Origin of the sequence: Pseudomonas alkylphenolica, from assembly GCF_016009175.1 — a bacterium.
Taxonomy (GTDB): Bacteria; Pseudomonadota; Gammaproteobacteria; order Pseudomonadales; family Pseudomonadaceae; genus Aquipseudomonas; species Aquipseudomonas alkylphenolica_B.
On sequence record NZ_JADUCM010000012.1, the window covers coordinates 51,706 to 77,289 of the forward strand.

22 protein-coding genes are annotated in these 25,584 nt (G+C 62.7%); 13 read left to right on the forward strand and 9 right to left on the reverse strand.

The features are described from left to right. Positions 1-2 precede the first annotated feature (2 nt). The 4 genes from I5S59_RS12820 to dsbD all read right to left on the reverse strand — a co-directional run bounded on the left by I5S59_RS12820 (position 3) and on the right by dsbD (position 3,867). Positions 3-482 carry a YkgB family protein gene (locus I5S59_RS12820; RefSeq protein ID WP_197876950.1) on the reverse strand — a complete coding sequence of 160 codons (480 nt, stop codon included), beginning with the start codon at positions 480-482 and terminating at the stop codon, positions 3-5. A 75-nt stretch (positions 483-557) separates the two neighbouring features. Beyond that, positions 558-1,322, reverse strand: a complete 765-nt coding sequence (gene dsbG / locus I5S59_RS12825) for a thiol:disulfide interchange protein DsbG (protein WP_197876951.1) — start codon at positions 1,320-1,322, stop codon at positions 558-560. Continuing rightward, positions 1,307-2,164 carry a TlpA family protein disulfide reductase gene (locus tag I5S59_RS12830; RefSeq protein WP_197876952.1) on the reverse strand — a complete coding sequence of 286 codons (858 nt, stop codon included), beginning with the start codon at positions 2,162-2,164 and terminating at the stop codon, positions 1,307-1,309. Before I5S59_RS12830 ends, dsbG begins: the two co-directional genes overlap by 16 nt. Beyond that, positions 2,164-3,867, reverse strand: coding sequence for a protein-disulfide reductase DsbD (dsbD, locus tag I5S59_RS12835; RefSeq protein WP_197876953.1), 1,704 nt, complete (start codon positions 3,865-3,867; stop codon positions 2,164-2,166). Before dsbD ends, I5S59_RS12830 begins: the two co-directional genes overlap by 1 nt. Positions 3,868-4,041: 174 nt before the next feature. On the opposite strand from dsbD, the gene I5S59_RS12840 reads away from it, so the two are divergent. From I5S59_RS12840 to I5S59_RS12850, 3 genes are all read left to right on the forward strand, one after another. Then, entirely contained in the window at positions 4,042-4,725 is a 684-nt protein-coding gene (locus I5S59_RS12840) for a response regulator transcription factor (protein ID WP_197876954.1), read from the forward strand. After that, positions 4,722-6,059, forward strand: a complete 1,338-nt coding sequence (locus tag I5S59_RS12845) for an ATP-binding protein (protein WP_197876955.1) — start codon at positions 4,722-4,724, stop codon at positions 6,057-6,059. Before I5S59_RS12840 ends, I5S59_RS12845 begins: the two co-directional genes overlap by 4 nt. Before the next feature lie 141 nt (positions 6,060-6,200). Then, positions 6,201-7,613 (forward strand): aspartate aminotransferase family protein, encoded by a 1,413-nt coding sequence (locus tag I5S59_RS12850; protein ID WP_197876956.1) that lies wholly within the window; start codon positions 6,201-6,203, stop codon positions 7,611-7,613. A 53-nt stretch (positions 7,614-7,666) separates the two neighbouring features. Here the strand turns inward: I5S59_RS12850 and I5S59_RS12855 are convergent, their stop codons facing one another. Then, on the reverse strand, positions 7,667-8,638 hold the full coding sequence (locus I5S59_RS12855; RefSeq protein WP_197876957.1) for a siderophore-interacting protein: 972 nt from the start codon (positions 8,636-8,638) through the stop codon (positions 7,667-7,669). Positions 8,639-8,781: 143 nt separating this feature from the next. Here I5S59_RS12855 and I5S59_RS12860 point away from each other — a divergent pair, with 143 nt between their 5' ends. Beyond that, positions 8,782-10,404, forward strand: coding sequence for a twin-arginine translocation signal domain-containing protein (locus tag I5S59_RS12860; RefSeq protein WP_197876958.1), 1,623 nt, complete (start codon positions 8,782-8,784; stop codon positions 10,402-10,404). 26 nt (positions 10,405-10,430) lie between these two features. Here I5S59_RS12860 and I5S59_RS12865 read toward each other — a convergent pair whose 3' ends face one another. Genes I5S59_RS12865 through I5S59_RS12875 form a run of 3 tightly spaced genes read right to left on the reverse strand, consistent with a single transcriptional unit; the run spans position 10,431 to position 14,984 of the window. Continuing rightward, positions 10,431-11,837, reverse strand: coding sequence for an efflux transporter outer membrane subunit (locus I5S59_RS12865; protein WP_197876959.1), 1,407 nt, complete (start codon positions 11,835-11,837; stop codon positions 10,431-10,433). Positions 11,838-11,840: 3 nt separating this feature from the next. Beyond that, complete coding sequence (locus I5S59_RS12870) at positions 11,841-13,808, reverse strand: MacB family efflux pump subunit (protein ID WP_197876960.1); 1,968 nt, start codon at positions 13,806-13,808, stop codon at positions 11,841-11,843. Continuing rightward, positions 13,809-14,984 carry an efflux RND transporter periplasmic adaptor subunit gene (locus I5S59_RS12875; protein WP_197876961.1) on the reverse strand — a complete coding sequence of 392 codons (1,176 nt, stop codon included), beginning with the start codon at positions 14,982-14,984 and terminating at the stop codon, positions 13,809-13,811. 251 nt (positions 14,985-15,235) lie between these two features. Between I5S59_RS12875 and I5S59_RS12880 the strand changes: the two genes are divergently transcribed. The 3 genes from I5S59_RS12880 to I5S59_RS12890 all read left to right on the forward strand — a co-directional run bounded on the left by I5S59_RS12880 (position 15,236) and on the right by I5S59_RS12890 (position 17,800). After that, positions 15,236-15,712 carry a sigma-70 family RNA polymerase sigma factor gene (locus I5S59_RS12880; RefSeq protein WP_197876962.1) on the forward strand — a complete coding sequence of 159 codons (477 nt, stop codon included), beginning with the start codon at positions 15,236-15,238 and terminating at the stop codon, positions 15,710-15,712. A 178-nt stretch (positions 15,713-15,890) separates the two neighbouring features. After that, complete coding sequence (locus I5S59_RS12885) at positions 15,891-16,367, forward strand: histidine kinase (protein ID WP_197876963.1); 477 nt, start codon at positions 15,891-15,893, stop codon at positions 16,365-16,367. A gap of 107 nt (positions 16,368-16,474) precedes the next feature. Continuing rightward, positions 16,475-17,800: an MFS transporter gene (locus I5S59_RS12890; RefSeq protein WP_197876964.1), complete on the forward strand. Its 1,326-nt coding sequence runs from the start codon at positions 16,475-16,477 to the stop codon at positions 17,798-17,800. Between the two features lie 116 nt (positions 17,801-17,916). On the opposite strand, the gene I5S59_RS12895 is transcribed toward I5S59_RS12890, so the two are convergent. After that, positions 17,917-19,581 carry an electron transfer flavoprotein-ubiquinone oxidoreductase gene (locus tag I5S59_RS12895; protein ID WP_128324468.1) on the reverse strand — a complete coding sequence of 555 codons (1,665 nt, stop codon included), beginning with the start codon at positions 19,579-19,581 and terminating at the stop codon, positions 17,917-17,919. 543 nt (positions 19,582-20,124) lie between these two features. On the opposite strand from I5S59_RS12895, the gene I5S59_RS12900 reads away from it, so the two are divergent. The 6 genes from I5S59_RS12900 (at position 20,125) to I5S59_RS12925 (ending at position 25,565) form a co-directional block, all read left to right on the forward strand. After that, on the forward strand, positions 20,125-20,874 hold the full coding sequence (locus tag I5S59_RS12900; RefSeq protein WP_128324469.1) for an electron transfer flavoprotein subunit beta/FixA family protein: 750 nt from the start codon (positions 20,125-20,127) through the stop codon (positions 20,872-20,874). Continuing rightward, positions 20,875-21,804, forward strand: coding sequence for an electron transfer flavoprotein subunit alpha/FixB family protein (locus tag I5S59_RS12905; protein WP_197876965.1), 930 nt, complete (start codon positions 20,875-20,877; stop codon positions 21,802-21,804). It begins immediately after the preceding gene. A gap of 113 nt (positions 21,805-21,917) precedes the next feature. Further along, positions 21,918-22,742 carry a substrate-binding periplasmic protein gene (locus I5S59_RS12910; RefSeq protein ID WP_232239721.1) on the forward strand — a complete coding sequence of 275 codons (825 nt, stop codon included), beginning with the start codon at positions 21,918-21,920 and terminating at the stop codon, positions 22,740-22,742. A gap of 9 nt (positions 22,743-22,751) precedes the next feature. After that, positions 22,752-23,105, forward strand: coding sequence for a DUF4398 domain-containing protein (locus tag I5S59_RS12915; protein ID WP_197876966.1), 354 nt, complete (start codon positions 22,752-22,754; stop codon positions 23,103-23,105). Further along, positions 23,102-23,911: an OmpA family protein gene (locus I5S59_RS12920; RefSeq protein ID WP_197876967.1), complete on the forward strand. Its 810-nt coding sequence runs from the start codon at positions 23,102-23,104 to the stop codon at positions 23,909-23,911. Before I5S59_RS12915 ends, I5S59_RS12920 begins: the two co-directional genes overlap by 4 nt. A 208-nt stretch (positions 23,912-24,119) precedes the next feature. Beyond that, positions 24,120-25,565: a PLP-dependent aminotransferase family protein gene (locus I5S59_RS12925; RefSeq protein ID WP_128324473.1), complete on the forward strand. Its 1,446-nt coding sequence runs from the start codon at positions 24,120-24,122 to the stop codon at positions 25,563-25,565. Positions 25,566-25,584: the final 19 nt, after the last annotated feature.

Genomic DNA, 25,584 nt, shown 5'->3' on the forward strand with positions numbered 1-25,584 from the left:
GGTCAGGCGGATGCCAGGTCGCTGCGCTGAAGGTCGTGCTTGAACACGACGACCGACGCCGCCAGCAGCACGGCGTCCTTGATCAGGAACGGCGTTGCCCCGCCGATGGCCGGGAAGCCACCGGCGCTGGCTTCCCAGCCGCCCGGGGTGCTCAGAACCAGGGTCAGGGTGGTCAGGTAAGTGGCCACCGAGCCCAGTGCGCCGAGTGCTGCAAGGCGTGGGTGCCAGATACCGATCAGCAGTGCTGCGCCAATGCTCCACTCCGCTGTGCCGAGTGCATAGCTGGCGCCATGAATACCGAAGGCCGGGTACAGCCACGACAGCAGCGGGCTGTTTTCAAGCAGGGGGATCAGTGCCTGGGCTTCATAGTCGAACCACTTGGCGTAGCCGAACAGAAAGAAGATCAGGACCAGGCTGAGGCGCAGCAACTGGATGTCCAGGGAAGAGCGCAGGAACGTGTCGAGCAAAGCAGGGCGGGTCATGGTGAAATCCTGTAAGTAAATGAAGCAGGAGTCCTCCAGACGGCCAAACCGCCCTGATGTTACATCGGCAGCCTGTTAACGTTTGCCGAGGATCTTTCCGAGCATTTCCGGTTGCGGAGCGCCTTGTTGCGATTGCAGCTGCTGATCTTCGTCCAGGTAGAAAATCGCCGGTGTCGCCTGCAGCCCCAGCTCCTCGAGCAAGGCCTGGTTGGCGTCGAGCTTGGCTTGAACGTTGGCAGGGATGCTCTGCAGCGCTTTCAGCTTGCTGGCCTTGCCGGCCTGCTCGTGGGTTTGCAGGGCCTTGACCGGGTCGCTGCTGGCCAGCAGGGCGGCCGATTTGCCCGGGCTGTCTTCACGGATGATGCCGACCATGATGTGGCGCAGCTGCACCTTGCCGGCCTCTACCCAGGGGCGGGCCTGCTGCCAGAACATGTTGCAGTACGGGCAGTTGGGGTCACTGAACAGGTAGACGATGCGCGGTGCATCAGCCTTGCCGTCTGCGATCCAGTTGCTCTTCTCCATCTTCGCCCAGACCTCTTTGGCCATGGGCGCGTACACCAGTTTTTGCAGCGGTGCTTCGCTGAGGTCCTGGCCCTGTTCATCGAACAGGCTGCCGACCAGCACATGTTTGCCGTCCGGGGTCAGGTACAGGGCCATGCCGCGGCTCTGGTATTCGGCGGCGTAACCGCGCAGGCCATCGGGGGCGTCGAAGCTGCCTTTGATTTTCACGCCCTTGGCTTCGATCTGCTGCACCGCCTTGGGCAGCGTTTCGGCCATGGCGACCTGGCTGGCGAGCAGGCCGAGGGTGAGGGTCAGGGGCAGTTTTAACAAAGCGTGCATGCGTCGTTCCTTGATGAGTCGGTGACAGCGGGCGCGGGTGTGCGCTCGAACGATTCCAGCGCGTGGCTGAGGCTTGCCCGTGAAAGCTCGCCGAGGTGGCTGGTGACCAGGCGGCCTTCAGCGTTGTAGAACAGGGTAGTCGGCAGGGCCATGGAGCCCACTTGTTGCGCCAGTTGCCCACCGCCGTCGAACAGCACGTGGGACAGCTCCAAGCCGGTGGTGGCAAGGAAGGTGGTGACGGTTTGCGGGGCTTCACCCTGGTTGACGAACAGGAAGGTGATGTCCGGGTAGTCATGCTGGGCCTGTTGCAGCACCGGCATCTCGCGCCGGCAAGGCGGGCACCAGGTGGCCCAGAGGTTGATCACCAGGGGCCGCCCACGGTAGGCGGTCAATTGCACTGGCGGGCCGTTGGCTTTTTGCAGGCTCATTTCCGGCAGGTGGGGGCCCTGATCGTACAGGGGGCTGGCGAGGCTGCCGAGCAGCCACAGCAGCGCGCCACTGAACAGGCCCCAGCCCAGCGGCCGCCGCAGGGTGGTGCGGCGCCAGCCCTGCCAGAGGGCACCCACTGCGACGACGACCAGGCCCGGCCAGAGCAGGAAACCGCCGTCGCGCAGATCGACGATCTGCATCGGGTCTTCGCGGTACATCGGCCAATAGCTGAGCACAAACCCTACGCGTGCACCCAGCAAACCCAGCAGGAACAGGGTAAACAACACCGACTCGGGGTTATCGCCGCCGCGCTTGGCCACCCGCCAGCCGACCAGGGTCGCTACGGTCAGGGCACTGATTAACAGCAGATGATCGACGGCCATCGTCAGTGGCCCGAGGTTTACGGTCAGCATCAGCCTTGACTCCGGGTCTGGGCCCACTGTTCGAGGAAGTTCTTCGCATCAATTTCACCGGTGATACGCCGGGCGCGACGCTCGTTACCTTCCGGGCCAATCCAGATCAGGCTGGGTGGGCCCGGGACTTGATAACGCTGCAGCAGCGCGCGGCTCGAGGGCGCATCGGCGGTGACATCCAGGCGAATCAAGCGTACGTCGTTCAGCGCAGCCAGCACATCGGCGCGGGCGAACACCTGCTTTTCCATGACCTTGCACGACACACACCAATCGGCATAGTAGTCGAGCATGACCCATTGCCCCTGGGCTTTGGCGGTGTCCAGTTCGCGCTGCAGGTCGGCGGGCTGGCTGACTGTCACGAAGGCATCGCTGTGGGCAACCGTGGTCAGCGTACCGTTCGCGGCGCGCAAAGGCTGCAAGGGCTGCCAGGGATCGTCGCCGCCCGCTGCCGCACCGATCACCAGCAAGCTGCCCCAGAACCCTAGCAGCAACGGTACAGCGCGTAGCGGCCGCCGTGCGTGCAAGGCCGGCCAGGCTGCCCAGGCCAGGGCGATCAGCCAGGCACCGGCCAGCCCCAACCACAGCGACGGTGCCAGCACCGTGCGCAGGGTGTACAGGGCCATGGCCAGGAACACGAAACCGAACAGGCCCTTGACCAGGTTCATCCAGGCTCCGGGGCGTGGCAGGTAGCGATTGCCCAGGGTCACCAGCAACAACAGTGGCAGGCCCATGCCGATGCCCAGGCTGAACAGCACCAGGCCACCGTGTACGGCGTTACCGCTCTGGGCGATGTACAACAGGGCGCCGGCCAGCGGCGCGGTCATGCACGGGCCCATCAGCAAGCCCGACAAACCGCCCAGCAACGCCGCACCATAAAGATTTCCGCCGCGGGTACCGTGGCCGGCGCGCTCCAGGCGGTCGCGCAGCCAGGCAGGCAGTTGCAGTTCGAACACCCCGAACATCGGCAACGCCAGCAGGATAAACAGGCCCGCCAAGGTACCGAGCAACCACGGCTGTTGCAGCCAGGCCTGCAGGCTGCCACCCAGCAACGCGGCAATCACGCCGAGAGCGGCGTACACCAAGGCCATGCTCAGCACATAGACGCTGGCCAGCGCCCAGCCGCGACGGCCGCTTACGCCGTTGCCCATGACCAGGCCGGCGAGAATCGGCAGCATTGGCAGCGAGCACGGGGTAAAGGCCAGTAACAGGCCCAACCCGAGAAAGGCCAGCAGGCTCCAGGCCAGGTTCGACTGTTGCAGGCCACCGGCCAAGGCCTGATCGCTGGCCTGTTCATCGCCAGCCTGGGTGCTCAGGGCGACCAGGCTGGTCTGCGGTGGATAACACAAACCGGCATCGGCGCAACCTTGCCAGCCCATGCGCAACTGGCCAGTGGCGGCGGCAGGCACAATCAGGTTCAGTTCGCCGCGGTACACCAGGGTTTCACCGAAGTACTCGTCGTGGTGGGGCAGGGCCTCCGGCAGGGCAGGGTGCTGGTCGACGGGCAGGCCGTCGAACTTGAGGCGCTTCTGGTACAGGTAGTAACCGTCGGTGATTTTCCAGTGCAGGCGCATCTGGCCGCCTTCCAGGCGTTCGCTGCTGAAGACGAAGGCCTTGTCCACCGGCAGAAAGTCGCTCTGGGCAAAGGGGTTGGCCTGGGTCAGGCCGCTGAACAGGAGCATCAGGGCAATGAGTATTGTGCGCATCGTGAAGCCTTGGCAGTGCGATTAAGGGCCCGATCCTGGCCGGGCGCGATTAACCGAGTGTTAACCCGAATGCGTCGATTGTCGCCCCGACCGCGACGATCAGGCCTTGGCGCGGCATAATCCTGGCTTAATCCGTTTGCGCTTCACTGCCTCTTTTCGTAGCGAGACCCCACCATGCACGTACTGCTCTGCGAGGATGACGACCTGATTGCCAGCGGCATCGCCGCGGGGCTGACGGCCCAGGGCATGACCGTGGACAGGGTCGCCACTGCGGCGGCTGCCCAGGCGATGCTCCAGGCCGCTACCTTCGACGTGATGGTGCTGGACCTGGGCCTGCCCGACGAGGACGGGCTCAAGCTGCTGCAACGCCTGCGCCAGCAGGGTGAGAATTTGCCGGTGCTGGTGTTGACGGCGCGCGATGCGGTCACCGACCGGGTCGACGGTTTGCAGGCCGGCGCCGACGATTACCTGCTCAAACCCTTCGATTTGCGCGAGCTGGCTGCGCGCTTGCATACCCTGCTGCGTCGCTCGGCCGGGCGCGCGGTCAACATTATCGAGCACGGTCCGCTCAGCTACGACCCCAGCAGTCGCGAAACCTGCCTGGGCGGCGTGCCGGTGGACCTGTCGCGGCGCGAACAGGCGCTGTTGCAGGCACTGCTACACAACCGCGGCCGGGTCCTTTCCAGCGAACAGCTCAAGGACAGCGTCTACGGCTTCGGCGACGAGGTGGAAAGCAATGCCCTGAACGTGCATATCCATCACCTGCGCCGCAAGCTGGGCAACGGCATTGTCGAAACGGTTCGCGGCCTGGGCTATCGCCTTGGGCCGGCACAGTTGCCTGAGCAAGCGCAGTCATGAGCCTGCGCGTACGCCTGACCCTGATCCTGGGCTCCGCCTTTGTGCTGATCTGGGCACTGGCAGCGGCCTGGATGCTGCGCGACCTGCGCTACCAGATGATGTTTTCCCTCGATCAACGCCTGGTCGCCTCGGCACGCATGGTCGCCGGCCTGATCGATCAGTTGCCGCAGCCGCTGGTGGCCCGGGGCGAAGGCACGCAACTGAGCGCCGACCAGCTCAGCGTGCCGGATGGCATGGCCTGCCAGGTCAGTTCCTTGCGCGGCGAGATCATCGCCCGCAACCATAACCAGGAACACACCCTCGAAGACGACCGCAGCGGTTTTCGCGACCAGACCATTGAAGGCGCCCGCTGGCGCACCTTTACCTATTACCGCGGTGATGTCCGTATCACTACGGCCGATCGCCACCAGGAGCGCGAAGCGCTGAACCGTTCGATCCTGCTGGCCGCCTCGGCACCGGTGCTGGTGGCGCTGCTCGGCAGCCTGGGGCTGTTGTGGATTGGTATAGGCAAGGGCCTGGCACCGCTCAACCGCATGCGTGATGCCTTGCGCCGGCGCAGTCCGGATGCGGTCGAGCCGTTGCAGGTGCGCGCCTTGCCCAGCGAGTTGCAGCCGCTGCTGGATACCCAGAACCAGCTGTTCTTGCGCATTGCCCAGACCATCGAACGCGAACGCCGGCTGACCGATGACGCCGCCCATGAACTGCGTACCCCTCTCACCGCGATAAAGACCCACCTGCAAGTGGCGCAAATGACCGACGGCGCGGCCCGCGAACAAGCCCTGGCGCATGCCGAGCAAGGTGCCGACCGCATGCACCGGACCCTTGAACAGCTGCTGCTGTTGGCGCGGGTCGAAGGCAGCCTGTCGTTCGAAGACGGCGTGCAGTGCAGCGCCGAGCAGGTGGCGCGCCAGGCCATTCAGGACACTGGGCTCGGCAATTCGCAACGTATCGACCTGCAGGTGGCGCCGGAGGCTGCCCAGGCGTACCTGGGCATGCCTTCGCCACTGGCGGTGACCGCCTTGCGCAACTTGCTGGACAACGCCTTGCGCCATAACCAGGGCACGGCCCCGGTGGAGTTGATGGTGAAGCTGGAAAAAGGTCGTGTAGCCTTCACCGTACGCGATCACGGGCCGGGGATAGCCGAGGAGGACCTCGAACACCTCACCGAGCGATTCTGGCGTACGGGCCAGAGCGGCGGCTGCGGATTGGGCCTGGCCATCGTCCAGGCGATTGTCCAGCGCTGCGCCGGCTCGCTGCGCTTCGACAGTCGCGCCGATGGTTTGCGCGTGCTGCTGCAGATTCCTGTGCGCAGTACCTCGACTCGGTTGGGGTAATTGTGGAAAAACCACGGCCTGGTCGTTGAATCGGCTAAATCCTCGCAACGCTGAAGCGTTTTTCAAGCGATAACAACCCGGCACACATCTGCTTACAGGCGCGTGCCGGGCACATCCGCTTGCTTGCGAGGGTTCTTCCCGATGTCAGTCGCTATCAGCCTTGCCCAGCCGTTGCCGGCGTCTTCGGACGCGGCCACCGCCGAAACGCTTTACCACTTTGAACAGACGCCCTTGCTGGCCCGGCAAGCGCAGCAGGAGTCGAATGCGCGCAGCTACCCGCGGCGCATTCCACTGGCACTGAAAAAAGCCCGCGGCCTGTATGTCGAAGATGTCGAAGGCCGGCAGTTCATTGACTGCCTGGCCGGGGCCGGGACTCTGGCGCTCGGGCACAATCACCCGGTGGTGATCGAGGCCATCCAGCAGGTGCTGGCTGATGAGCTGCCGCTGCACACCCTCGACCTCACCACCCCGGTCAAGGACCAGTTCGTTCAGGACCTGTTCGGGATACTGCCAGCTGCCTTGCGTGACGATGCGAAGATCCAGTTTTGCGGGCCGACCGGCACCGATGCGGTGGAAGCTGCCCTGAAACTGGTGCGTACAGCCACCGGGCGCTCAACGGTGTTGTCGTTCCAGGGCGGCTATCACGGCATGTCCCAGGGGGCGCTGAGCCTGATGGGCAGCCTGGCACCGAAGAAACCGCTGGCCGCGTTGCTGGGCAATGGCGTGCAGTTTCTGCCGTACCCCTATGATTACCGCTGCCCGTTTGGCCTGGGTGGCACGGCGGGCATCAAGGTCAACCTGCACTACCTGGAGAATCTGCTGAATGACCCGGAAAGCGGTGTGCAGCTGCCGGCGGCAGTCATCGTCGAGGCCGTGCAGGGCGAGGGCGGGGTGATTCCGGCAGATATCGAATGGTTGCGCGGCGTGCGACGCATCACCGAGAAGGCCGGGGTAGCGTTGATCGTTGATGAGATCCAGAGCGGGTTCGCCCGCACCGGCAAAATGTTCGCCTTCGAGCACGCTGGCATCGTTCCCGATGTGGTGGTGATGTCCAAGGCCATTGGCGGTAGCCTGCCGCTGGCGGTGGTGGTGTATCGGCAGTGGCTCGATACCTGGCAGCCCGGCGCGCATGCCGGAACCTTCCGCGGCAACCAGATGGCCATGGCGGCGGGGTCGGCGGTGATCCGCTATCTGGTCGAGCACGATCTGTGTGCCCATGCCCAGGCCATGGGCGAACGCTTGAGAGAACACTTGCGCCGCTTGCAGCAGAATTTCCCGCAGTTGGGCGATATTCGTGGGCGTGGCCTGATGTTGGGGGTCGAGCTGGTTGATCCGGACAGTGCCCGGGATGCGCTGGGACATCCGGCCGCGTGCCCGCACCTGGCGCCACGGGTGCAACGCGAATGCCTCAAGCGTGGATTGATCCTGGAGCTGGGCGGGCGCCAGGGGGCGGTGGTGCGTTTCCTGCCGCCTTTGGTCATCACGGCGCAGCAGATCGACGAGGTGGCCGAGCGCTTCGCCCGGGCGCTGGCGGCAGCGGTGGCAAACCGTTGAGGGCGTGATTCGTTGATGCGTGAGCCCGGTGCACTGCATCGGGCCCACGTCAGTCAGTCGAAGGTGCGTCCGGCGCGCCAATAGCCCATCAGGGTCAGTGCCTTGCGGTCCAGGCCGCGGTCGGTGATCAGGTAGCGGCGAATACGCATTACCGCTGCGGATTCACCGGCAATCCAGGCATGAAACTCACCGCTGTCGGGTGCGGCGCACTCCCAGAGAATCTGCTGCTCTATATCCACGTCCTCAAGCCCCGCAGTACAACCCGGATGATCCTGAACGCGCGGCAGCCGCGCCAGCTCGCACACCGCCTGCAGCATCGCTTCGCCGTGATCGCCATTGAGCAGGTCGCGGGGTAGCCAGTTCAGCTCGGTCGCTGCGCTGCAGGTGAGGTCGATACAGTCCTGTTCATCGGGCACTTCGATGAACGCTTGAACAGGCACGTCGGCATACGCCAGCGCCATGTGTTCGAGGATGCCGGCGATCGCCGGCAGCGCCGTTTCGTCCCCCACCAGCAACAGCGACCGCAGGTCTTTGGGCGGTCGCCACTCGTAGCCACCAGGGTCGCCCTCGAAGGCGAAGTCGGGCGCGACGATCTGCAGGCGATCACCAATGCAGGCGCGTGTCGCCCAGGCCGAGGCGGGGCCATTGACGCCGTGCAGGACAAAGTCGACATCCACTTCCCGAACTTCACGGCGCAGGTTGCGAATGGTGTAGGTACGCATCGGCGGACAGCTCAGGGCATCGAGCCCCCGCCTGGCCTGTTGCCAGGCACCGTCCTTGGGCAAGCGCGGTGGCTGGCCATCGGCACTGGGGAAAAAGATCTTGATGCGCTGGTCGGCCGCCAGAGTGTGCATCTGCGCGACATCGTCACCGCTAAACACGTAACGGGCGAGCGACGGGCTAAGGGCAATGATCGCCTTGAGCTGGACATCGAACAGGCGATAAGCGCTGGGTTTGGCCGGCTTGCCAACCAGCTTGCGCAGGCCGTGGCCCAGGGCGCTGGCGAGGGACGCGGGGGAGGACATGAGAAGACCCTTTCAAGGAATACAGCTGAGAGACGAATCCCGACGTCGCTGAATTAACCTCGGCTGTGCCGCCTTAAATTTCCCGCCTCAGGATACGTCCTAGCTTGGATAAAGCCTGCTTCATGGCGGATACGGGTAGGACAATGACGATATCGCGGCGAGGATTCATGGCAGGTCTGGCAGTGGCGGGTGCCGCAGTGCCGGCAGTCTATTACGCGCATAAAGAACTGACCCATGATCCTGAAGACGACATCGTCACACCGGGTGAGGCCAGTGTTGAACTGGCCGACGCCGCAGGGCAGCACCTGGCCGATCAGCTACGTGGCGTCTGGGACCTGCAGTTCAGCGGCGACCAGGGCGGGCTTGACGGTTTACCTGCGGCTGGCGTTCAGATGTACCTGGACGTGGCCGGCAAGGGGCGAGGGCTGCGTGGTTTCGTCGATGAAAAAAGCCGCCTCGAAGGGCCGGGGCCGGTGGCCTATCAAGTGCTCGGCGATCTGGTGGGGGCGTCTACCGCTCAGGTGCGCTGGCGCTTGTTGGGTACCGGGGGCGGAACCGATTATGACTGCATCGCCAGCCTGGACGAAGTCTGGGGCAGTTTCGGCAATGCTGGCAGCGCTACCTTGAGCGGTCGCTTGCAACCGCTGGATCGTTCGATGGCCTTGCCGCTGCTCGACAGCCACTTTGTCGCGGTCAAGCGCCTGTTTCCCGAAGCCCGAGAGCGCCTGCCCTATACGCCACAGTTGCAGGCCTGGCTGATCAGCGCCGAGCATCGCCTGTTCCACCAGCTCTGGCATGCCAGCCGAGACAAGTGGCACCGCTTGCCGGAAACGAAGCAGGGGGCCTTGCGCGGGCTGGGCTGGCAACCTGGCCCGCGTGACCACGAGCGCGATGCCCGCGGCCCGCGCAAACACAGGAACGGCTCTGGCGAAGACTTTCTGTTCATGCACCGGCACATGCTCGGAACCGCCCGCACGATGCAGGACTTGCCCTCCTGGCGGCATTTCCCCTTGCCCAAGCCGGATGTAGACCAGGACCGCCAGGGCTTTGCGCGTTACTTCGACAACCACAGCGGCTACTGCGTGCCGCCGACCTGGCAGGCGCCGGGCGATGAGGCCTATGGCCTGTGGGTGTCGGCGATCAAGGCGCGGGAAACCTTCTGCAGCAACTTTCAGGTGTGGGAATCCCAGTACCGGGACCCGTTGTACCTGTCGAAGCTGACGCTGGGCGCGTTCGGCTCGGAGCTGGAGATGAACCTGCATGACTGGCTGCACATGACCTGGGCGTCGGTCCCCCGTGACCCCATGAATGGCGCGCCGGTACCCTTTGCCCGCGATCCGGCTGATTTTGCGGCGCGCTGGTTCGGTGCCGAGAACGACTTTCTTGGCGATCCGTTTTCATCGCATGTGAACCCGGTGTTCTGGGGCTTCCATGGCTGGATCGACGACCGGATCGAAGACTGGTACCGCGCCCATGAACGGCACAATCCGGGTCAGCTGCGCAGGCGTGAGGTCAACGGCGTGCAGTGGTTTGCCCCGGGGCGCTGGGTCGAGGTCGACGACCCCTGGCTGGGGCCGGTGACCCATGGCTGCAGTACGCTTCCCGGCGCCTTCCCCGGCAAGTCGGTGGAGATGGATGTCGAGACCATGAAGCTCGCGCTACGCATTACTTTCGGTGAAGACGACAAGATCGGCGACCTGGTCCGCCGTGTGCCGCAACGCCCGTGGTATGCGCGACACCTGTCATTGCGCGGAATCGTTTCCTGATGGCGGTGGTATTGGCAAGGGCCTGATTACCGAGGCACCTGCCAACCCCCGCCCAACGCCTTGTACAACGCCACGCTGCCTTGCAGGCGTGCCAGACGCAGCTGAACCTGCTGATCCTGTGCCTGGTACAGCGTGCGTTGGGTTTCCAGCACGGTCAGCAAAGTCTCCGCACCGGCGCGGTAGCGGCTTTCGGAGAGCGTGAACGCAGTACGCGCCTGCTCGACTTCTTCATCCTGCCACTGCCGCTGATGGTCGACGCCACTGATGCTGTTGAGGGCTTTCTCGACGTCGGCAAAGCCGGCAATGATGCTGCTGCGATAGGTCTGCAACAGCTCGTCCTGCCTGCCTTGGGCTTTGTCCCGCTCGGCACCCAGGCGGCCATTGTTGAACACCGGGGCGGCCAGGCCTGCGGTCAGGGTGTAGTAGGGGCTGCGCAGGATCTGCGCGAAGGTATCGGCGCCCGATCCCAGGTCCGCGCCCAGGGTCAGGCTCGGCAGCATCGCTGCGCGTGCCACCTGCACGTTGGCCTGGGCAGCGGCCCGGCGCGCGTCGGCTGCGGCAATGTCCGGGCGGCGGCTGAGCAGGTCGCTCGGCACGCCATTGCCAATCTCCGGCCAGCGCACCTGGCCTATCGATTCGCGGGTCGGCGGCAGTTGTTGCACGGATTCGCCGAGCAGGGTGGCCAAGGTCACCCGGGCTTCCTGCAGTTGCTGTTCGAACAACGGCACCTGGCGCGCCTGACCGGCTACCAGGCTGCGTTGCTGGGCCAGTTCCAGCGCGGTGGCCGAGCCCGAGTCGTAACGGGTCTGCACCAGGCGCAGCACATCTTGCGCATTGGCCAGGTTGAGCCGGGCGATGCGCACCTGCTCGGCCAGCGCCAGGCTTTGCAGGTAGCTGTTGGCGACCCCGCTGAGTAGCGTCAGCTCGACGGTAAGGCGATCGTAGCGGCTGGCGCCAAGTTCTTGCATGGCACTGTCACGGGCGGCGGCGTTGCCACCCCAGAAATCGATCTCGTACTTGGCGCTCAGGCGCGTGTTGAACGAAGTGCTGGTGCGCTCGCTGTTGCTCGCATCCAGCTGGTCGAAGCCGTCGCCACGCAGCAGCCGCTGGCGGCTGGCGTCGAGACCGAAGGTGACTTCAGGCAGCAACGGCGCACCGGCGATCACCGCCGAGGCCTGTGCCTGGCGCACCCTGGCCGTGGCGGCGGCAAGATCAAAACTGTTGCGCTGCGCCCGCTCGATCAGCTGGTTGAGCTGAGCGCTGGAAAACTGCTGCCACCAGTCCTGTTGTGGCAGTGGCTGCTGCGCCGGGGCGGCTTGACCTTGCCAGGCGCCGGGCGCCTGCAGGCCACTTTGCACGGGTGGAGGTTTGTGGCTGCAGGCGGCAATGAACAGGCTGATGGACAACACACTGAGACGGCTGGGCAAGGTCATGGATTATTCGCTGGTAAGGGCTTTGACCGGATCGAGGCGGGCAGCTTTGCGTGCGGGCATGAAGCCGAACACCACCCCTGTTATCACTGCACAGGCAAAGGCGCCGAGCACGGCGGTCAGGGAAAAGGCCACGGCGATGTTGCCGAGCAGCAACGCGCCGCCAATCAGCAACGCCAGGGCGATACCGGTCAGGCCACCCACCATCGACAGCAGCACCGCTTCACTGAGGAACTGACGCAGGATGTCGCGCTGGCGGGCGCCAGTGGCCATGCGGATGCCAATTTCACGGGTACGTTCACGCACGGTCATCAGCATGATGTTCATCACGCCAATACCCCCGACGAGCAATGAAATCGCCGCGATGGCGCCGAGCATCAGCGACAGCGTGTTCTGCGTGCGGGCCTCGGCCTGGATCAGCGCGGCATCGTTGCTCAGTTCGAAGTCATGCTTGCCGTTGTGCAGCTTGCGCATCAGCGCATCGATGGCCGCTTCGGTTTCCGCCACCCGGCCCGAGTCGGCGGCGGCAATGGTCACGTACTCCGGGTCGCGGCTGCCGAACAGGCGGATGGCCGCTGCGGCATAGGGCACAACGACACGTTCGTCACTGTCCTGGTCGCCGGAGCTGGCGCCTTTGCCTTCCAGCACCCCCACCACCTGGAACGGCACGTTCTCGACCAGAATGTATTGACCGATAGGATCGACGTGAGGGCCGAGCAGCTTTTCCCTGACCTTCTGCCCGATTACGGCGACGGCGGCCGCGCTCTGTTCGTCGGCTTCGGTAAAGAAGCTTCCCTGGACCACCGGCCAGTTGAAGATCTCGCTGAAGTAGGTGTTGTTGCCGCCGACATAAAACTGCTGGTTATTGTTGCCGTAACGCACCATCAGCTTGCTGCCAATCACCGGCATGATCATTTTCACCTGGGGCAGGGTGCCGACGGCGGCGACATCGTCCAGGGTGATGACCCCGGCTGGCTCGCGAAGGGTGGGCATGCTGCCACTGAGGTAAAGGATGTTGGAGCCGAAAGCAGCCATCTGGGCCATGACCTGCCGCTTGCTGCCTTCGCCGACGGCGAGCATGACCACCACGGATGCCACGCCTATGACGATGCCAAGCAAGGTCAGTGCGGTACGGAAACGGTTGATCCACATGATCCGCCAGGCAGCCTGCAGGGCTTCGACCATTTCGCCTTTCCAGGCGCCGCGATGGGTGGCGCCCTGGTCCAGGCGGCGGCGCAGGTCGGCGGCTTGCAGGCCGCCATCGCGGGTGGGTTCGGGGACGGGCTCGCTGGCCGAGTCGCTGAGGATCAGGCCGTCGCGGATCTCGATCACCCGCTTGGCCCGTGCGGCTACTTCGCGGTCATGGGTGATCAGGATCACCACGTGGCCCTGGCTGGCCAGTTCATCAAGCAAGGCCATGACTTCGGCGCCGCTCTGGCTGTCGAGGGCGCCGGTGGGTTCATCGGCGAGGATGATGTGGCCACCGTTCATCAACGCCCGGGCAATCGATACCCGCTGTTGCTGACCACCGGACAACTGGTGCGGACGGTTGCCGGTGCGGCTGGCCAAACCCAGGCGATCGAGCAGGGCAGCGGCGCGGGCATGGCGCTCGGGCGCGGGGGTGCCGGCATAGATGGCCGGCATCTCGACGTTCTCCTGGGCCGAGCCCGAGGCTATCAGGTGATAACCCTGGAAGACGAAGCCGAACGCTTCACGGCGCAGCCAGGCCAGCTCATCGCTGTCCAGCTCGGCAACATTTTTGCCGGCAAACAGGTAGTCGCCTGATGTCGGCCGGTCCAGGCAACCAAGAATGTTCATCAGCGTCGACTTGCCGGAACCGGAAGCCCCGACGATGGCGATGAATTCTCCCGGGTGGATCGACAGGCTGATGCCGCGAACGACCTCGACCTTGGGCGTATCGACACCCCCGTAGGATTTGCGGATGTCGCACAGCTCAATCAGCGGCGTCGTCATTCAACCTCCGCTGGCTGCAGGTGCACCGATCAGCAACCGGTCACCCTCGTCCAGGCCTTCAAGTACCTGCACCCGCAGGCGATCACTAAGCCCGGTCCGCACCTGGCGTTGCTCGACGTTGCCTTGGCTGTTGAGTACCTGAGCGATGCGCAGGTTGTCGCCGCCACCTTCGTTGAGTGCGGCCACCGGTACGGTCAGCACCTTGCTGGCGCGACCGGAAATGAAAAATACCTGGGTGGTCATTTCTGCCATCAAGGCGTTATCGGGGTTGTCCACGTCCAGCAGCACGGTGTACAGCACCACTTTACCGCTGGCGCTACTGCCGCTGGCACTGGCCGAGCTGCCGCCACCCTGGCTGGTTTGGTCAAGGGGCTTGGGCGGTACCGGCAGAATCTGGCGCACAGTACTGGTCCAGCGCCGCTTGCCGCCCGCCAGGGTGGTGAAGTACGCCGCCATGCCGGGTTTGACATGGCCGATATCGGCTTCCGATACCTGGGCCCAGACGGTCATCGGCGACAGCTTGGCGATGCGCAGGATCAACGGCGTTTGCTGCTGGGCGTTAAGGGTCTGGCCTTCGCGGGCATCCACGGCAACGACGGTGCCAGTCATCGGTGCATAGATCCGGGTGTAACCGAGCTCGGCTTCGTCGCTGCGCAGGCTGGCCTGGGCCTGGCGGATCTGCGCGCGGTACATGTCGATGCGCGCCTGGGTGACCTTGAGTTCGGCCCGGGCGCTTTGCACGTCTTCCTCGCGGGTGGCGCCGCCGGCCGCCAGGTTGCGCTGGCGTTGGTACTTTTGCTCGGCCAGTTGATATTGAGCGTGTTGCTCAGCGAGCTGGGCCTTGAGGTTGTCGATCGAGAAGCGCCCGGCATCGAGTTTGGCCTGTTGCGTAGACGGGTCGATTTCAACCAGCAACTGGCCTTCCTTGACCTGGTCGCCAACCTCCACATGCAGTTTGCGGATCTGTCCCGACGCCTGGGCGCCAACGTCGACATAGCGCCTGGGCTGCAAGGTGCCCAGGGCGGTGACGCTGCTTTCGATATCGTGGCGGGTGACGGTCACGGTGTTCAGTGAGTCGCTGCCGGCGGGCAGGGCTTTCCAGGCGAGCAGCGCGCCCAGGGTCAGCAGGCCGAAGCCGCAAAAAGCCACGCGGCGAGTGAGTGATGAACGTCTCATGTAGGGTTCCAGCCAGTGGATGGGGCCTTGGATTCATGCAGGCAGGCAGGACAGGCATGGGAGGCTCCCCGGTAAACGAGGGGCTTGCCGAAGAATTTACCCAGGCAGTCTGCTGTTCCGAACGCAGAGGGGTGGGGCGAAGTACTTGGCTTGCTGAGAATACTTATAATTTGTATTATCGCAAACTGCCATCATTGACACCCACTCGCCAACCTTCAGGCATGCTCCGCGTGTCGCGGCCAGGTACTGTGTTGGAAAACTACTATCGCGAACTGGTGAGTTTCCTTTGTGCCCGCCTGGGTAACCGGCAGGCCGCCGAAGACGTCGCCCATGATGCCTACACCCGGGTGCTGGAACGGTCGGGTGGGAGCGACATCGAGCATCCGCGCGCGTTTCTCTACCGTACCGCCTTGAACCTGGTGATCGATGGTCATCGCCGCGGACTGTTGCGGCAGGTCGAGCCGCTGGAGGTGCTGGACACCGATGAGCGGTTCTTTTCCCCCGCGCCATCCCAGGACATGGAACTGCGCCAGCGCCTGGCCCTGATGCAGCGCGCCCTTGATGAACTGAGCGGGCCGTGCCGCGAGAGTTTCCTGCTGCGCAAGCTTGAAGGCCTGTCCCATCAGGAGATTTCCGAGCGCCTGGGCATTTCCAGCAGCCTGGTGGAAAAGCACATCGTCAACGCGATGAAGCACTGCCGCACACGCATGCGGCAGTGGGAGTCATAGTGCAATCATCGGGTACATGAAAATTCTGTCATGTTGATCCTTGATTTATGCAGGTTTCCCAACAACTATCAGTACAGACCCTGAAGCTGGCGAAGTGTCCGCCACAAGCCCGTAGTCGAGTTGTTGGCGCAGTCTGGTCGAGGAACGTCGCTAACGCTCTCTGCCTTGGTCACTGATGATGCCTAACAAATCAATGCGCATCCTGATTGCCGATGAACATCCGATGCAGTTGCTGCAGCTGGAGAAAATGCTCAATGGCATGGGGTACTTCCGCATTGCCCCGGTCGAGTCGTTCGAAGACCTGCAGCGTCTGGTGCAAAGTGCGCTGCAACCGTTCAACCTGCTGGTAGGCAACATCGACCTGGCCAGCCATGTCGGCGTCGACCTGGACCGGTTCTGCCGGGTCAACCCACAGATCCAGCACGCCTTGCTGTATGAGTCCCAGCACCTGAAAGTCCCCACCATTCCCAGCGGCCAGCGCGAAGCGGTAAATGTCAGCCTGCCCAAGGTCCCGGACAACGAAACCCTGCAGGGCTTCATGGCAATCATCGACATGCCCAAGGTGATCGGGCAATTGCCAGACGTGTCGCGGCGTGCGAACTTTGGCGGCTACCCGCGTCGACTGGGGTTCGCGCCCACCATCTTCTCCCGTTAATACGCAATCGTGGCATCCGCCAGCAACGCCGTGACGGGTTTGCTATCCTCTTGCGCTTGTTCGCGCGCGCCTGCTGCGCTGCTGCCCAATGATTAACGGATGCCCCTATGACAGCCACCCTGCCGACGCCAGCCTTGCGCCTGACGCGCAGTGACCACAAGACCTTGAGCCTGGCGGCTTTGGGCGGCGCACTGGAAATCTACGATTTCATCATTTTCGTGTTCTTCGCCCTGACGCTCAGCCAGCTGTTCTTTCCGCCACAGATGCCCGAGTGGCTGCGCCTGCTGCAGAGTTTCGGAATCTTTGTCACCGGTTACCTGGCGCGGCCGCTGGGCGGCATTCTCATGGCGCATTTCGCCGATCACCTGGGGCGCAAGAAAGTCTTCAGCCTGAGCATCTTGATGATGGCCTTGCCGTGCCTGCTGATCGGCATCATGCCCACGTACGCCGAGATCGGTTATTTCGCCCCGCTGATCCTGCTGGCGCTGCGTATCTTTCAGGGCGCGGCGGTCGGTGGTGAAGTGCCCAGTGCCTGGGTGTTCGTTGCCGAGCATGCGCCGGCCGGTCGGCGCGGCTACGCGCTGGGCTTTTTGCAGGCCGGCCTGACCTTCGGTTACCTGCTGGGCGCACTGACCGCCACCGCGCTGGCGCAACTGTTCACACCGCAGGAGATCCTCGACTACGCCTGGCGTTTCCCGTTCCTGCTGGGCGGCGTGTTCGGGGTGTTTGGGGTGTGGTTGCGCCGCTGGTTGAGCGAGACCCCGGTGTTTCTGGCCTTGCGCGAACGTCGCGAACAGCCGGTGGCCTTTCCGCTGCGTACGGTGCTGACCGAGCACCGCCGGGCGTTGCTGCCGGCAGCGCTGCTCACCTGTGTGTTGACCTCGGCGGTGGTGGTGCTGGTGGTGATCACCCCGACGGTGATGCAGCAGCGCTTTGGCATGAGCGCGGGTCACACCTTCGCGTTGAGCAGCGTGGGGATTGTCTTTCTCAATATCGGCTGCGTACTCGCTGGCCTGCTGGTCGACCGGGTGGGCGCCTGGCGCGCACTGATGCTCTACAGCCTGCTGCTGCCGCTGGGTGTTGGCGCCTTGTACACCAGCCTGGTGTCGGGCTGGGAATGGCCGGGCCTGGCCTATGCCCTGGCCGGTCTTGCCTGTGGTGTAGTAGGGGTGGTGCCGTCGGTGATGGTCGGCTTGTTCCCGGCACCGATCCGCGTGTCGGGCATCTCCTTTACCTACAACATTGCCTATGCACTTTGGGCCAGTACCACACCGTTGATGCTGATTGCACTGATGCCCTGGAGCCCGTGGGTGTGCGTGGGGTTCAGTTTCATCATGGGTGCGGTGGGGCTGCTGACGGCGGTGTATTTTGCGGCGAAGGAACCTGTGCACTGCGAGGATGAGGCGCAGCAGGCATCGCTTAATGTGTTGTGACAATGGCGTCCGTTTACTCGGACGTTGATACGAGCTCCAGGGGGCGCACAACCTCTTTAGGAGCCCAAAAAAGCCCCCTGGCCGCAAGGCGAGGGGGCTTTTTATCGGGCGCTGACTTACATGTTCGGGTAAGTCGGGCCGCCGGCACCTTCCGGGGTAACCCAGGTGATGTTCTGCGAAGGGTCCTTGATGTCACAGGTCTTGCAGTGCACGCAGTTCTGGGCGTTGATCTGGAAGCGCTTGTTGCCGTCTTCCTGGGTGACCACCTCGTACACGCCGGCCGGGCAGTAGCGCTGCGCCGGTTCGTCGTACAGCGGCAGGTTGGTACCGATCGGAATGCCGGCATCGGCCAGCTTCAGGTGGCACGGTTGCTCTTCTTCATGGTTGGTGCTGGAGAGGAACACCGAGCTGAGCTTGTCGAAGCTCAACTTGCCATCTGGCTTCGGATAATCGATTTTCTTCGAGTCGGCGGCCAGTTTCAGGCAGGCGTAGTCCGGCTTGGTGTCGTGCAGGGTGAACGGCAGTTTGCCGCCGAACCAGTTCTGGTCGACATAGTTGAACGCCGCGCCGAGCATCGGGCCGAACTTGTGCATGGCCGGGCCGAAGTTACGGCTGGAGAACAGCTCTTCATACAGCCAGCTGGCTTTGAATGCGTCGACATAGCTGTTGAGCTGGTCGCCGCCTTCACCACCGGCGAGCAGGGCTTCTGCCACCGCGTCGGCTGCGAGCATGCCGGACTTCATGGCGGTGTGGCTGCCCTTGATCTTGGCCACGTTCATGGTGCCCAGGTCGCAGCCGATCAGGGCGCCACCGGCGAAGACCATTTTCGGCAGCGAGTTCAGGCCACCTTTGGCCAGGGCGCGAGCGCCGTAGCTGATGCGCTTGCCGCCTTCGAGGTACTGGCTGATCACCGGGTGGTGCTTGAGGCGCTGGAACTCGTCGAACGGCGACAGGAACGGGTTGCTGTAGGACAGGTCGACGATCAGGCCAACCACCACCTGGTTGTTTTCCAGGTGGTAGAGGAACGAACCACCGGTGTTTTCCTTGGCCATGACATCCAGCGGCCAGCCTGCGGTGTGCACCACCAGGCCTTGCTCATGCTTGGCCGGATCGATTTCCCAGATTTCTTTCAGGCCGATGCCGTAATGCTGGACGTCGGATTCGCTGTCGAGATTGAAGCGCTTGATCAGCTGCTTGCCGATGTGACCACGGCAGCCTTCGGCGAACAGGGTGTACTTGCCGCGCAGTTCCATGCCCGGGGTGTACAGGCCGTCTTTCGGGTTGCCTTCACGGTCGACACCGAGGTCGCCGGTGATGATCCCGCGGACCACGCCATTTTCGTCAAACAGGGCTTCCTGGGCAGCGAAGCCCGGGTAGATTTCCACGCCCAGGTTTTCTGCTTGCTGGGCCAGCCAGCGGCACAGGTTACCTAGGGAAATGATGTAGTTGCCTTCGTTGTGCATGGTTTTGGGCACGAACAGGTCGGGGACCTTGACCGAGCTGCCAGCATCCTTGAGCACATAGATGTCGTCGCGTTTGACTGCGGTGTTGAGCGGGGCGCCCAGCTCTTTCCAGTCCGGGAACAGTTCGTTCAGGGCGCGCGGTTCGAACACCGCACCGGAGAGGATATGGGCACCGACTTCGGAGCCTTTCTCGACCACGCAGACGCTGATTTCATTACCGGCTTCGGCGGCCTTCTGCTTCAATCGGCAGGCGGCGGACAGGCCAGCCGGGCCAGCGCCGACAATGACCACGTCGAATTCCATGTATTCGCGTTCCACAGGTTCTCTCCTACTCAAGGCTCATCGGTTTTCTTTTGTTGGCGGGTGTCAGGCGGTCATTGACTGAGGCTCAAGCTGTAGCTCGAGCGATGACGGACTACACCGCTTTCTCTTGGCCGCGCATTATATCTACACCACTCGCGGGGTCCAATACAAACGTTTGTTTGAATTTGCCGCAGCCCAGTAAAATCAAAGACGCACGGCATGAATCTGGCCGGTTTGCCGTATTGACCGGATTGGGCGTTACGGTCAAGATACGAGCGGTTTTGCGCTCGCCGTAGGCTGACCGCCGGATGCAGGTGCACCCCTAAAAACCAGGCGAAAAGCAGTGCAGCAGGGCCGCAACCCGCTTTGTAGTGGAGTTTACACACCACGACAGAAAATGACTCACGGGTTTTGCTGCTGTGAGGTCGAATCGAGACTGCTGGGTCAGGGTTGAATTCTGCCGACTGCCTTCGTTTTTAGAGGTGCCCTTGTACCCACGCGCAATCGCCGGGTTTGCCCCAGGCGACATTCTTTTCACCGGAGAGTAACGAGGAATCCATGAAGGTTCTTGTAGCTGTCAAACGAGTGGTCGACTATAACGTCAAGGTTCGCGTCAAGGCGGACAACTCCGGCGTCGACCTTGCTAACGTCAAGATGTCCATGAACCCCTTCTGCGAAATCGCCGTAGAAGAGGCCGTACGCCTGAAAGAAAAGGGCGTGGCGACCGAGATCGTCGTCGTTACCGTCGGCCCGGCCACTGCTCAGGAACAGTTGCGTACTGCCCTGGCACTGGGTGCTGACCGTGCCATCCTGGTCGAGTCGGCTGAAGAGCTGACCTCGCTGGCCGTGGCCAAGCTGCTCAAGGCTGTTGTCGACAAGGAACAGCCTCAGCTGGTGATCCTTGGCAAACAGGCCATCGACAGCGACAACAACCAGACTGGCCAGATGCTTGCTGCGCTGACCGGCTTCGCCCAGGGCACCTTCGCCTCCAAGGTTGAAGTGGCTGGCGACAAGGTCAATGTCACCCGTGAAATCGATGGCGGCCTGCAGACTGTTGCGCTGAACCTGCCAGCGATCGTCACCACCGACCTGCGTCTGAACGAGCCACGCTATGCGTCGCTACCGAACATCATGAAGGCCAAGAAAAAGCCGCTGGAAACTGTTACTCCAGACGCGCTGGGCGTTTCCACCGCCTCCACCAACAAGACCCTGAAAGTCGAAGCGCCAGCTGCTCGCAGCGCGGGTATCAAGGTCAAGTCGGTTGCTGAACTGGTCGAGAAACTGAAGAACGAGGCGAAGGTAATCTAAATGACTATCCTGGTTATCGCTGAACACGAAAACGGTGCCGTTGCCCCGGCCACCCTGAACACTGTTGCTGCTGCCGCCAAAATCGGTGGTGACATCGCCGTGCTGGTCGCTGGCCAGAATGTCGGTGGTGTTGCTGAAGCTGCCGCCAAGATCGCTGGCGTTGCCAAGGTACTGGTTGCCGACAACGCTGCTTACGCGCACCAGCTGCCGGAAAACGTTGCACCGCTGGTTGCCGAGCTGGGCAAGGGTTACAGCCACGTGCTGGCACCGGCCACCTCCAACGGCAAGAACATTCTGCCGCGCGTTGCCGCCCTGCTGGACGTCGACCAGATCTCCGAGATCATCTCGGTAGAGTCGGCCGACACCTTCAAGCGTCCGATCTACGCCGGTAACGCCATTGCCACCGTGCAATCGAACGCTGCCGTCAAAGTCATCACCGTTCGTGCCACCGGCTTTGACGCCGTTGCCGCCGAAGGTGGCAGTGCTTCGGTTGAAACCGTGGCTGCTGCGCATGACGCTGGCAAGTCGTCCTTCGTCGGTGAAGAACTGGCCAAGTCCGACCGTCCTGAGCTGACCGCTGCCAAAATCGTCGTTTCCGGCGGTCGCGGCATGCAGAACGGTGACAACTTCAAGCACCTGTACGCCCTGGCCGACAAGCTCGGTGCTGCCGTCGGCGCTTCGCGCGCTGCGGTCGACGCAGGTTTCGTACCGCACGACATGCAGGTTGGTCAGACCGGCAAGATCGTTGCGCCGCAACTGTACATCGCTGTCGGTATCTCCGGCGCGATCCAGCACCTGGCCGGCATGAAAGACTCCAAAGTGATCGTAGCGATCAACAAGGACGAAGAAGCGCCGATCTTCCAGGTTGCCGACTACGGTCTGGTTGCTGATCTGTTCGAAGCCGTACCTGAGCTGGAGAAGCTGGTTTAATCCCGCTGCTTCACTTATAAAGGGCCCGGTCCATGCGGGCTGTGCAAGCGAGTCTTGCGCAGCCCCGGGACCGGGCTTTTTTATGTTCTGAAGAAAAGTGGGGAGTGGTTTGCATGGGATGGCAAGGTCGGATAATTGCCGCGCTGATGGCGGCCGCAGTGCTGTTGCCAGCGCAGGCCATGGCGGCGGGCAAGTGCGAGCGACTGGTGGCTACCGGCAGTCCCGACGCGCCGCCTTATCTGTGGCGCGACCCGAAAGATCCCCGGCACCTGATTGGCGCCAACGCTGAACTGTTGCAGCAGATCGCGGCCGAGCTTGGGGTGAAAATCGAGGTGCTCTACAGCGGCAAACGCAGTGATGCGCTGGCCGAAGTACGAAGCGGGCGCGTGGATATGCTCATCGATGCACCACTGCAGGTTACCGAGCTGACGAGCCTGGACTACGTTCACCCGCCGCTGATGCAGAACGAATACCTGGTGTGGACCCGCCATGATTCGCCACTCATCTATGAAGGGCTGGCCGATTTGCACGAGCATCGGGGCAGCCTGTCGCAAAAAGCCCGCCTGACCCCGCATTTCGAAGCCTTGGCCAAAGCGCAGTTAAAACTCTCCGAGGCGCAGAACCTGACTCAGGCATTCCAGCAATTGTTGCTGGGGCAAGTGGACTATGTGCTGGCCGGACGTTACTCCGGCATGGCCATGGCGCAGTCCCTGGGCATGGGCGATGTGCTGGTGGCCCGGGGGCTGCCGCTGGATAGGCCGGGCCTGTACCTGGCGATATCGCATAATTCAGCCTGCAATGACGCCTGGATACGCGGACAACTGGCAAAAAAGCTGACAGAATTGCCGACCTCCGGTGTGTCTCAGGCGGTGCTGCAACGCAATATAGAGCGCTGGAAAGCGCAAACGCAGGCACCGCAGGATGCCCCCAAACAGTAGGAAGATTGCGTGAGAATCCAACCTTATTTTGCCGGGCTGGCGCTGTTGGCGCTGGCCGGATGTGCCAATGATCCGGCACCCAACGAGCAGTTTCGCCTGTCTGAACAGGCACTGGAGCAAGCCAAGGCCGTCGGGGCGACCAATGAGGTGGCCGAAATGAAGATGGCCGAAGACAAGATGGCGCGCGCCCAGGTCAACATGGCCAATGAGTCCTATCGCGATGCACGCATGCGCGCCGAACAGGCCGAGCTCGACGCGCGTCTGGCTGAGGCGCTGGTGTTGACCAGCAAAAGCAATGAACAGCTTGAGCAGCTGCAGTCGCGGGTCAATCGCCTGCGCAAACAGCTGGGGGCGCAGCCATGAGTTCGATCAAGCCTATGGCGGCCTTGCTGCTGGTCGGGATCGTTGGTCTGCAGGGTTGTGCCAGTCAGCGCAGTGAGTCGGCACTGGATGAAGCAACGGCCAAGTTCCAGACCGTCAAGGACGATTCCAACGTGCTGCGCAGTGCGCCGCGGGATGTCATTCGTGCCGGTGAATCGCTGGCGCGGGCCGAGCGGCTGTCCAGCTACTTCGGTACAGGGGCGGATGTGCGCCACTATGCCTACCTGAGCCAGCGTTACAGCGACATCGCCCGGGAGCACAGCAACCTGGTGCTGAACCAGGAGCGTCTGGCCAAGCTTGAGCTGGAACGCCAACGCCTGCAGCTGGCGCTGCGCGAGGCCAAGCTCGCCAGTGTGCAGCAGCAGGGCAAATGGCTGGAAGCGCAGATCGTCAGCCTGGCCACGACGCAGAGTGATCGTGGTCTGGTCATGACCCTGGGGGACGTGCTGTTCGATACCGGCCGCGCCGAGCTGAAAAACTCGGCGAGCCGTACCGTGCTCAAGCTGGTGCAGTTCCTGCAACTCAACCCCAAGCGCGTGGTGCGCATTGAAGGTTATACCGACAGCACCGGTGCCTCGGACGACAACCTGAAGCTGTCGCGCGATCGCGCCCAGTCGGTGGCCGACATGCTGGTCGACCTTGGGGTCGACGAAAAACGTATCCAGGTTGAAGGCTACGGCGATCAATACCCGGTGGAGGCCAACGCTTCGGAGCGGGGCAGGGCGCAGAACCGCCGCGTCGAGATTGTGTTCTCCGACGCCAAAGGCAAGCTCGGCGCAGCGCGCTGAGGTGTGAGGTGGTGAAAAAACCCGGTGAGAAACGCTCATCGGGTTTTTTTATGGGCGGTGAAAATGGCTGACAAGGGGTGCTGTCACAAACTGTATTGTCGACTATTCTGCAATCTGTCCCAGTACACTTTGCAACTGTTCCGGTATTCTGGCTTCCTTATCGAGTCGTACAAAAACAATTACATTGCCTGCGTGTCGAGAACCGATCATGACCAACCTGTTGCTCTACCAGCGTATCGCCCAGCAACTGGCTGAAGATATCCGTCGGGGTGTCTATCAGCCGGGCGAGCGGGTGCCGTCGGTGCGCAAGATGAGCTCGCAACTCAACGTCAGCCACGCCACGGTGTTGCAGGCCTATGCCAACCTGGAAGACCAGGGATTGATCCGAGCGCGACCGCAGTCTGGCTACTATGTGCACCAAACGCCGGCATTGACTGCGCAGACCCCGGATATTGCCCGGGTCGAGCGTCCGGGGCTGGTAACGCGCAGCAGCATCATCCAGCAAGTGCTGACCGAAGCCCGGCGCGACGGGGTGTTTCCGTTCGGGGCGGCGGTACCGCATGTCGATTACTTGCCGGTGCGGGCGTTGCATCAACAACTGGCCAAGGTCACCCGGTTTCATAGCCCGCGGGCGTTCAGCTACATGTTCAGCCCAGGTTTTGAGCCGTTGCGTCGGCAGATCGCCATTCGCATGCGGGATGCCGGAGTGGTGGTGGACCCCAGTGAAGTGGTGGTTACCCATGGTTGCGTGGATGCACTGCAAATGTCATTGCGGGTGCTGACCAAGCCGGGTGACCTGATCGCGGCGGAGTCGCCGACGTATTATGGCTTGCTGCAACTGGCCGATTTGTTGGGGCTCAAGGTCATCGAGATCCCGAGTGATCCGTCTACCGGCATCAGCCTGGAAGCCCTGCAACTGGCGGCCAATCAGTGGCCGATCAAGGCGTTGGTGCTGACTGCGCGGCTGAGCAATCCACTGGGCGGCACCATTCCTGAAGAGCGGCAAAAGCAGCTGTTGCGCCTGGCTTCGGACTTCGACATTCAGATCGTCGAGGACGATATCTATGGCGAGCTCATGTTCGAGCAGGGTAAAACCAAGGCGCTCAAGGCGTTTGATCGTCTGGGCCGGGTAATCTACTGCTCGAGTTTTTCCAAGACCCTGTCGCCCGGGGTGCGTATCGGCTGGATGATTGCGGGTAAATACCAGGCGGAAATCCAGCGCCTGCAGACATTCACCACGCACTCGGCCTGCAGTGTCACCCAGATGGGCGTCGCCTCCTACCTTGAAAACGGCGGGTACGATCGGCATTTGCGGTACATCCGGCAGGAGTATCGGAAAAACCTCAGTGCGTACCAGCTGGCTGTGCAACAGCATTTTCCTGAAGGCACGCAAATGACGCGTCCGACAGGCGGTTTCATTCTCTGGGTGAGTTTGCCTGGGCGGGTCAATACCCAGGAGCTGCACGTGCGCGCACTGCAACAGGGCATCAGTATCGCACCGGGACTTATTTTCAGTAATACAGAACAGTTCAACCACTGCATACGCCTGAACTGCGGTATTCCATGGAACCGTGAGGCGGAAAGGGCGGTGGTGACGCTGGGTATGTTGGCCAGTCAGTTATGCCAGGAGTCTGGCGCAGCCAACTTTTTCTAGGTTTTCCAGTCTTCCTGTC

Bases quoted from the DNA above. Each gene is read 5' to 3' on its own strand.
- I5S59_RS12820 (WP_197876950.1), bottom strand. From the start codon at position 482: ATGACCCGCCCTGCTTTGCTCGACACGTTCCTGCGCTCTTCCCTGGAC.
- dsbG (WP_197876951.1), bottom strand. From the start codon at position 1,322: ATGCACGCTTTGTTAAAACTGCCCCTGACCCTCACCCTCGGCCTGCTC.
- I5S59_RS12830 (WP_197876952.1), bottom strand. From the start codon at position 2,164: ATGCTGACCGTAAACCTCGGGCCACTGACGATGGCCGTCGATCATCTG.
- dsbD (WP_197876953.1), bottom strand. From the start codon at position 3,867: ATGCGCACAATACTCATTGCCCTGATGCTCCTGTTCAGCGGCCTGACC.
- I5S59_RS12840 (WP_197876954.1), top strand. From the start codon at position 4,042: ATGCACGTACTGCTCTGCGAGGATGACGACCTGATTGCCAGCGGCATC.
- I5S59_RS12845 (WP_197876955.1), top strand. From the start codon at position 4,722: ATGAGCCTGCGCGTACGCCTGACCCTGATCCTGGGCTCCGCCTTTGTG.
- I5S59_RS12850 (WP_197876956.1), top strand. From the start codon at position 6,201: ATGTCAGTCGCTATCAGCCTTGCCCAGCCGTTGCCGGCGTCTTCGGAC.
- I5S59_RS12855 (WP_197876957.1), bottom strand. From the start codon at position 8,638: ATGTCCTCCCCCGCGTCCCTCGCCAGCGCCCTGGGCCACGGCCTGCGC.
- I5S59_RS12860 (WP_197876958.1), top strand. From the start codon at position 8,782: ATGACGATATCGCGGCGAGGATTCATGGCAGGTCTGGCAGTGGCGGGT.
- I5S59_RS12865 (WP_197876959.1), bottom strand. From the start codon at position 11,837: ATGACCTTGCCCAGCCGTCTCAGTGTGTTGTCCATCAGCCTGTTCATT.
- I5S59_RS12870 (WP_197876960.1), bottom strand. From the start codon at position 13,808: ATGACGACGCCGCTGATTGAGCTGTGCGACATCCGCAAATCCTACGGG.
- I5S59_RS12875 (WP_197876961.1), bottom strand. From the start codon at position 14,984: ATGAGACGTTCATCACTCACTCGCCGCGTGGCTTTTTGCGGCTTCGGC.
- I5S59_RS12885 (WP_197876963.1), top strand. From the start codon at position 15,891: ATGCCTAACAAATCAATGCGCATCCTGATTGCCGATGAACATCCGATG.
- I5S59_RS12890 (WP_197876964.1), top strand. From the start codon at position 16,475: ATGACAGCCACCCTGCCGACGCCAGCCTTGCGCCTGACGCGCAGTGAC.
- I5S59_RS12900 (WP_128324469.1), top strand. From the start codon at position 20,125: ATGAAGGTTCTTGTAGCTGTCAAACGAGTGGTCGACTATAACGTCAAG.
- I5S59_RS12905 (WP_197876965.1), top strand. From the start codon at position 20,875: ATGACTATCCTGGTTATCGCTGAACACGAAAACGGTGCCGTTGCCCCG.
- I5S59_RS12910 (WP_232239721.1), top strand. From the start codon at position 21,918: ATGGGATGGCAAGGTCGGATAATTGCCGCGCTGATGGCGGCCGCAGTG.
- I5S59_RS12920 (WP_197876967.1), top strand. From the start codon at position 23,102: ATGAGTTCGATCAAGCCTATGGCGGCCTTGCTGCTGGTCGGGATCGTT.
- I5S59_RS12925 (WP_128324473.1), top strand. From the start codon at position 24,120: ATGACCAACCTGTTGCTCTACCAGCGTATCGCCCAGCAACTGGCTGAA.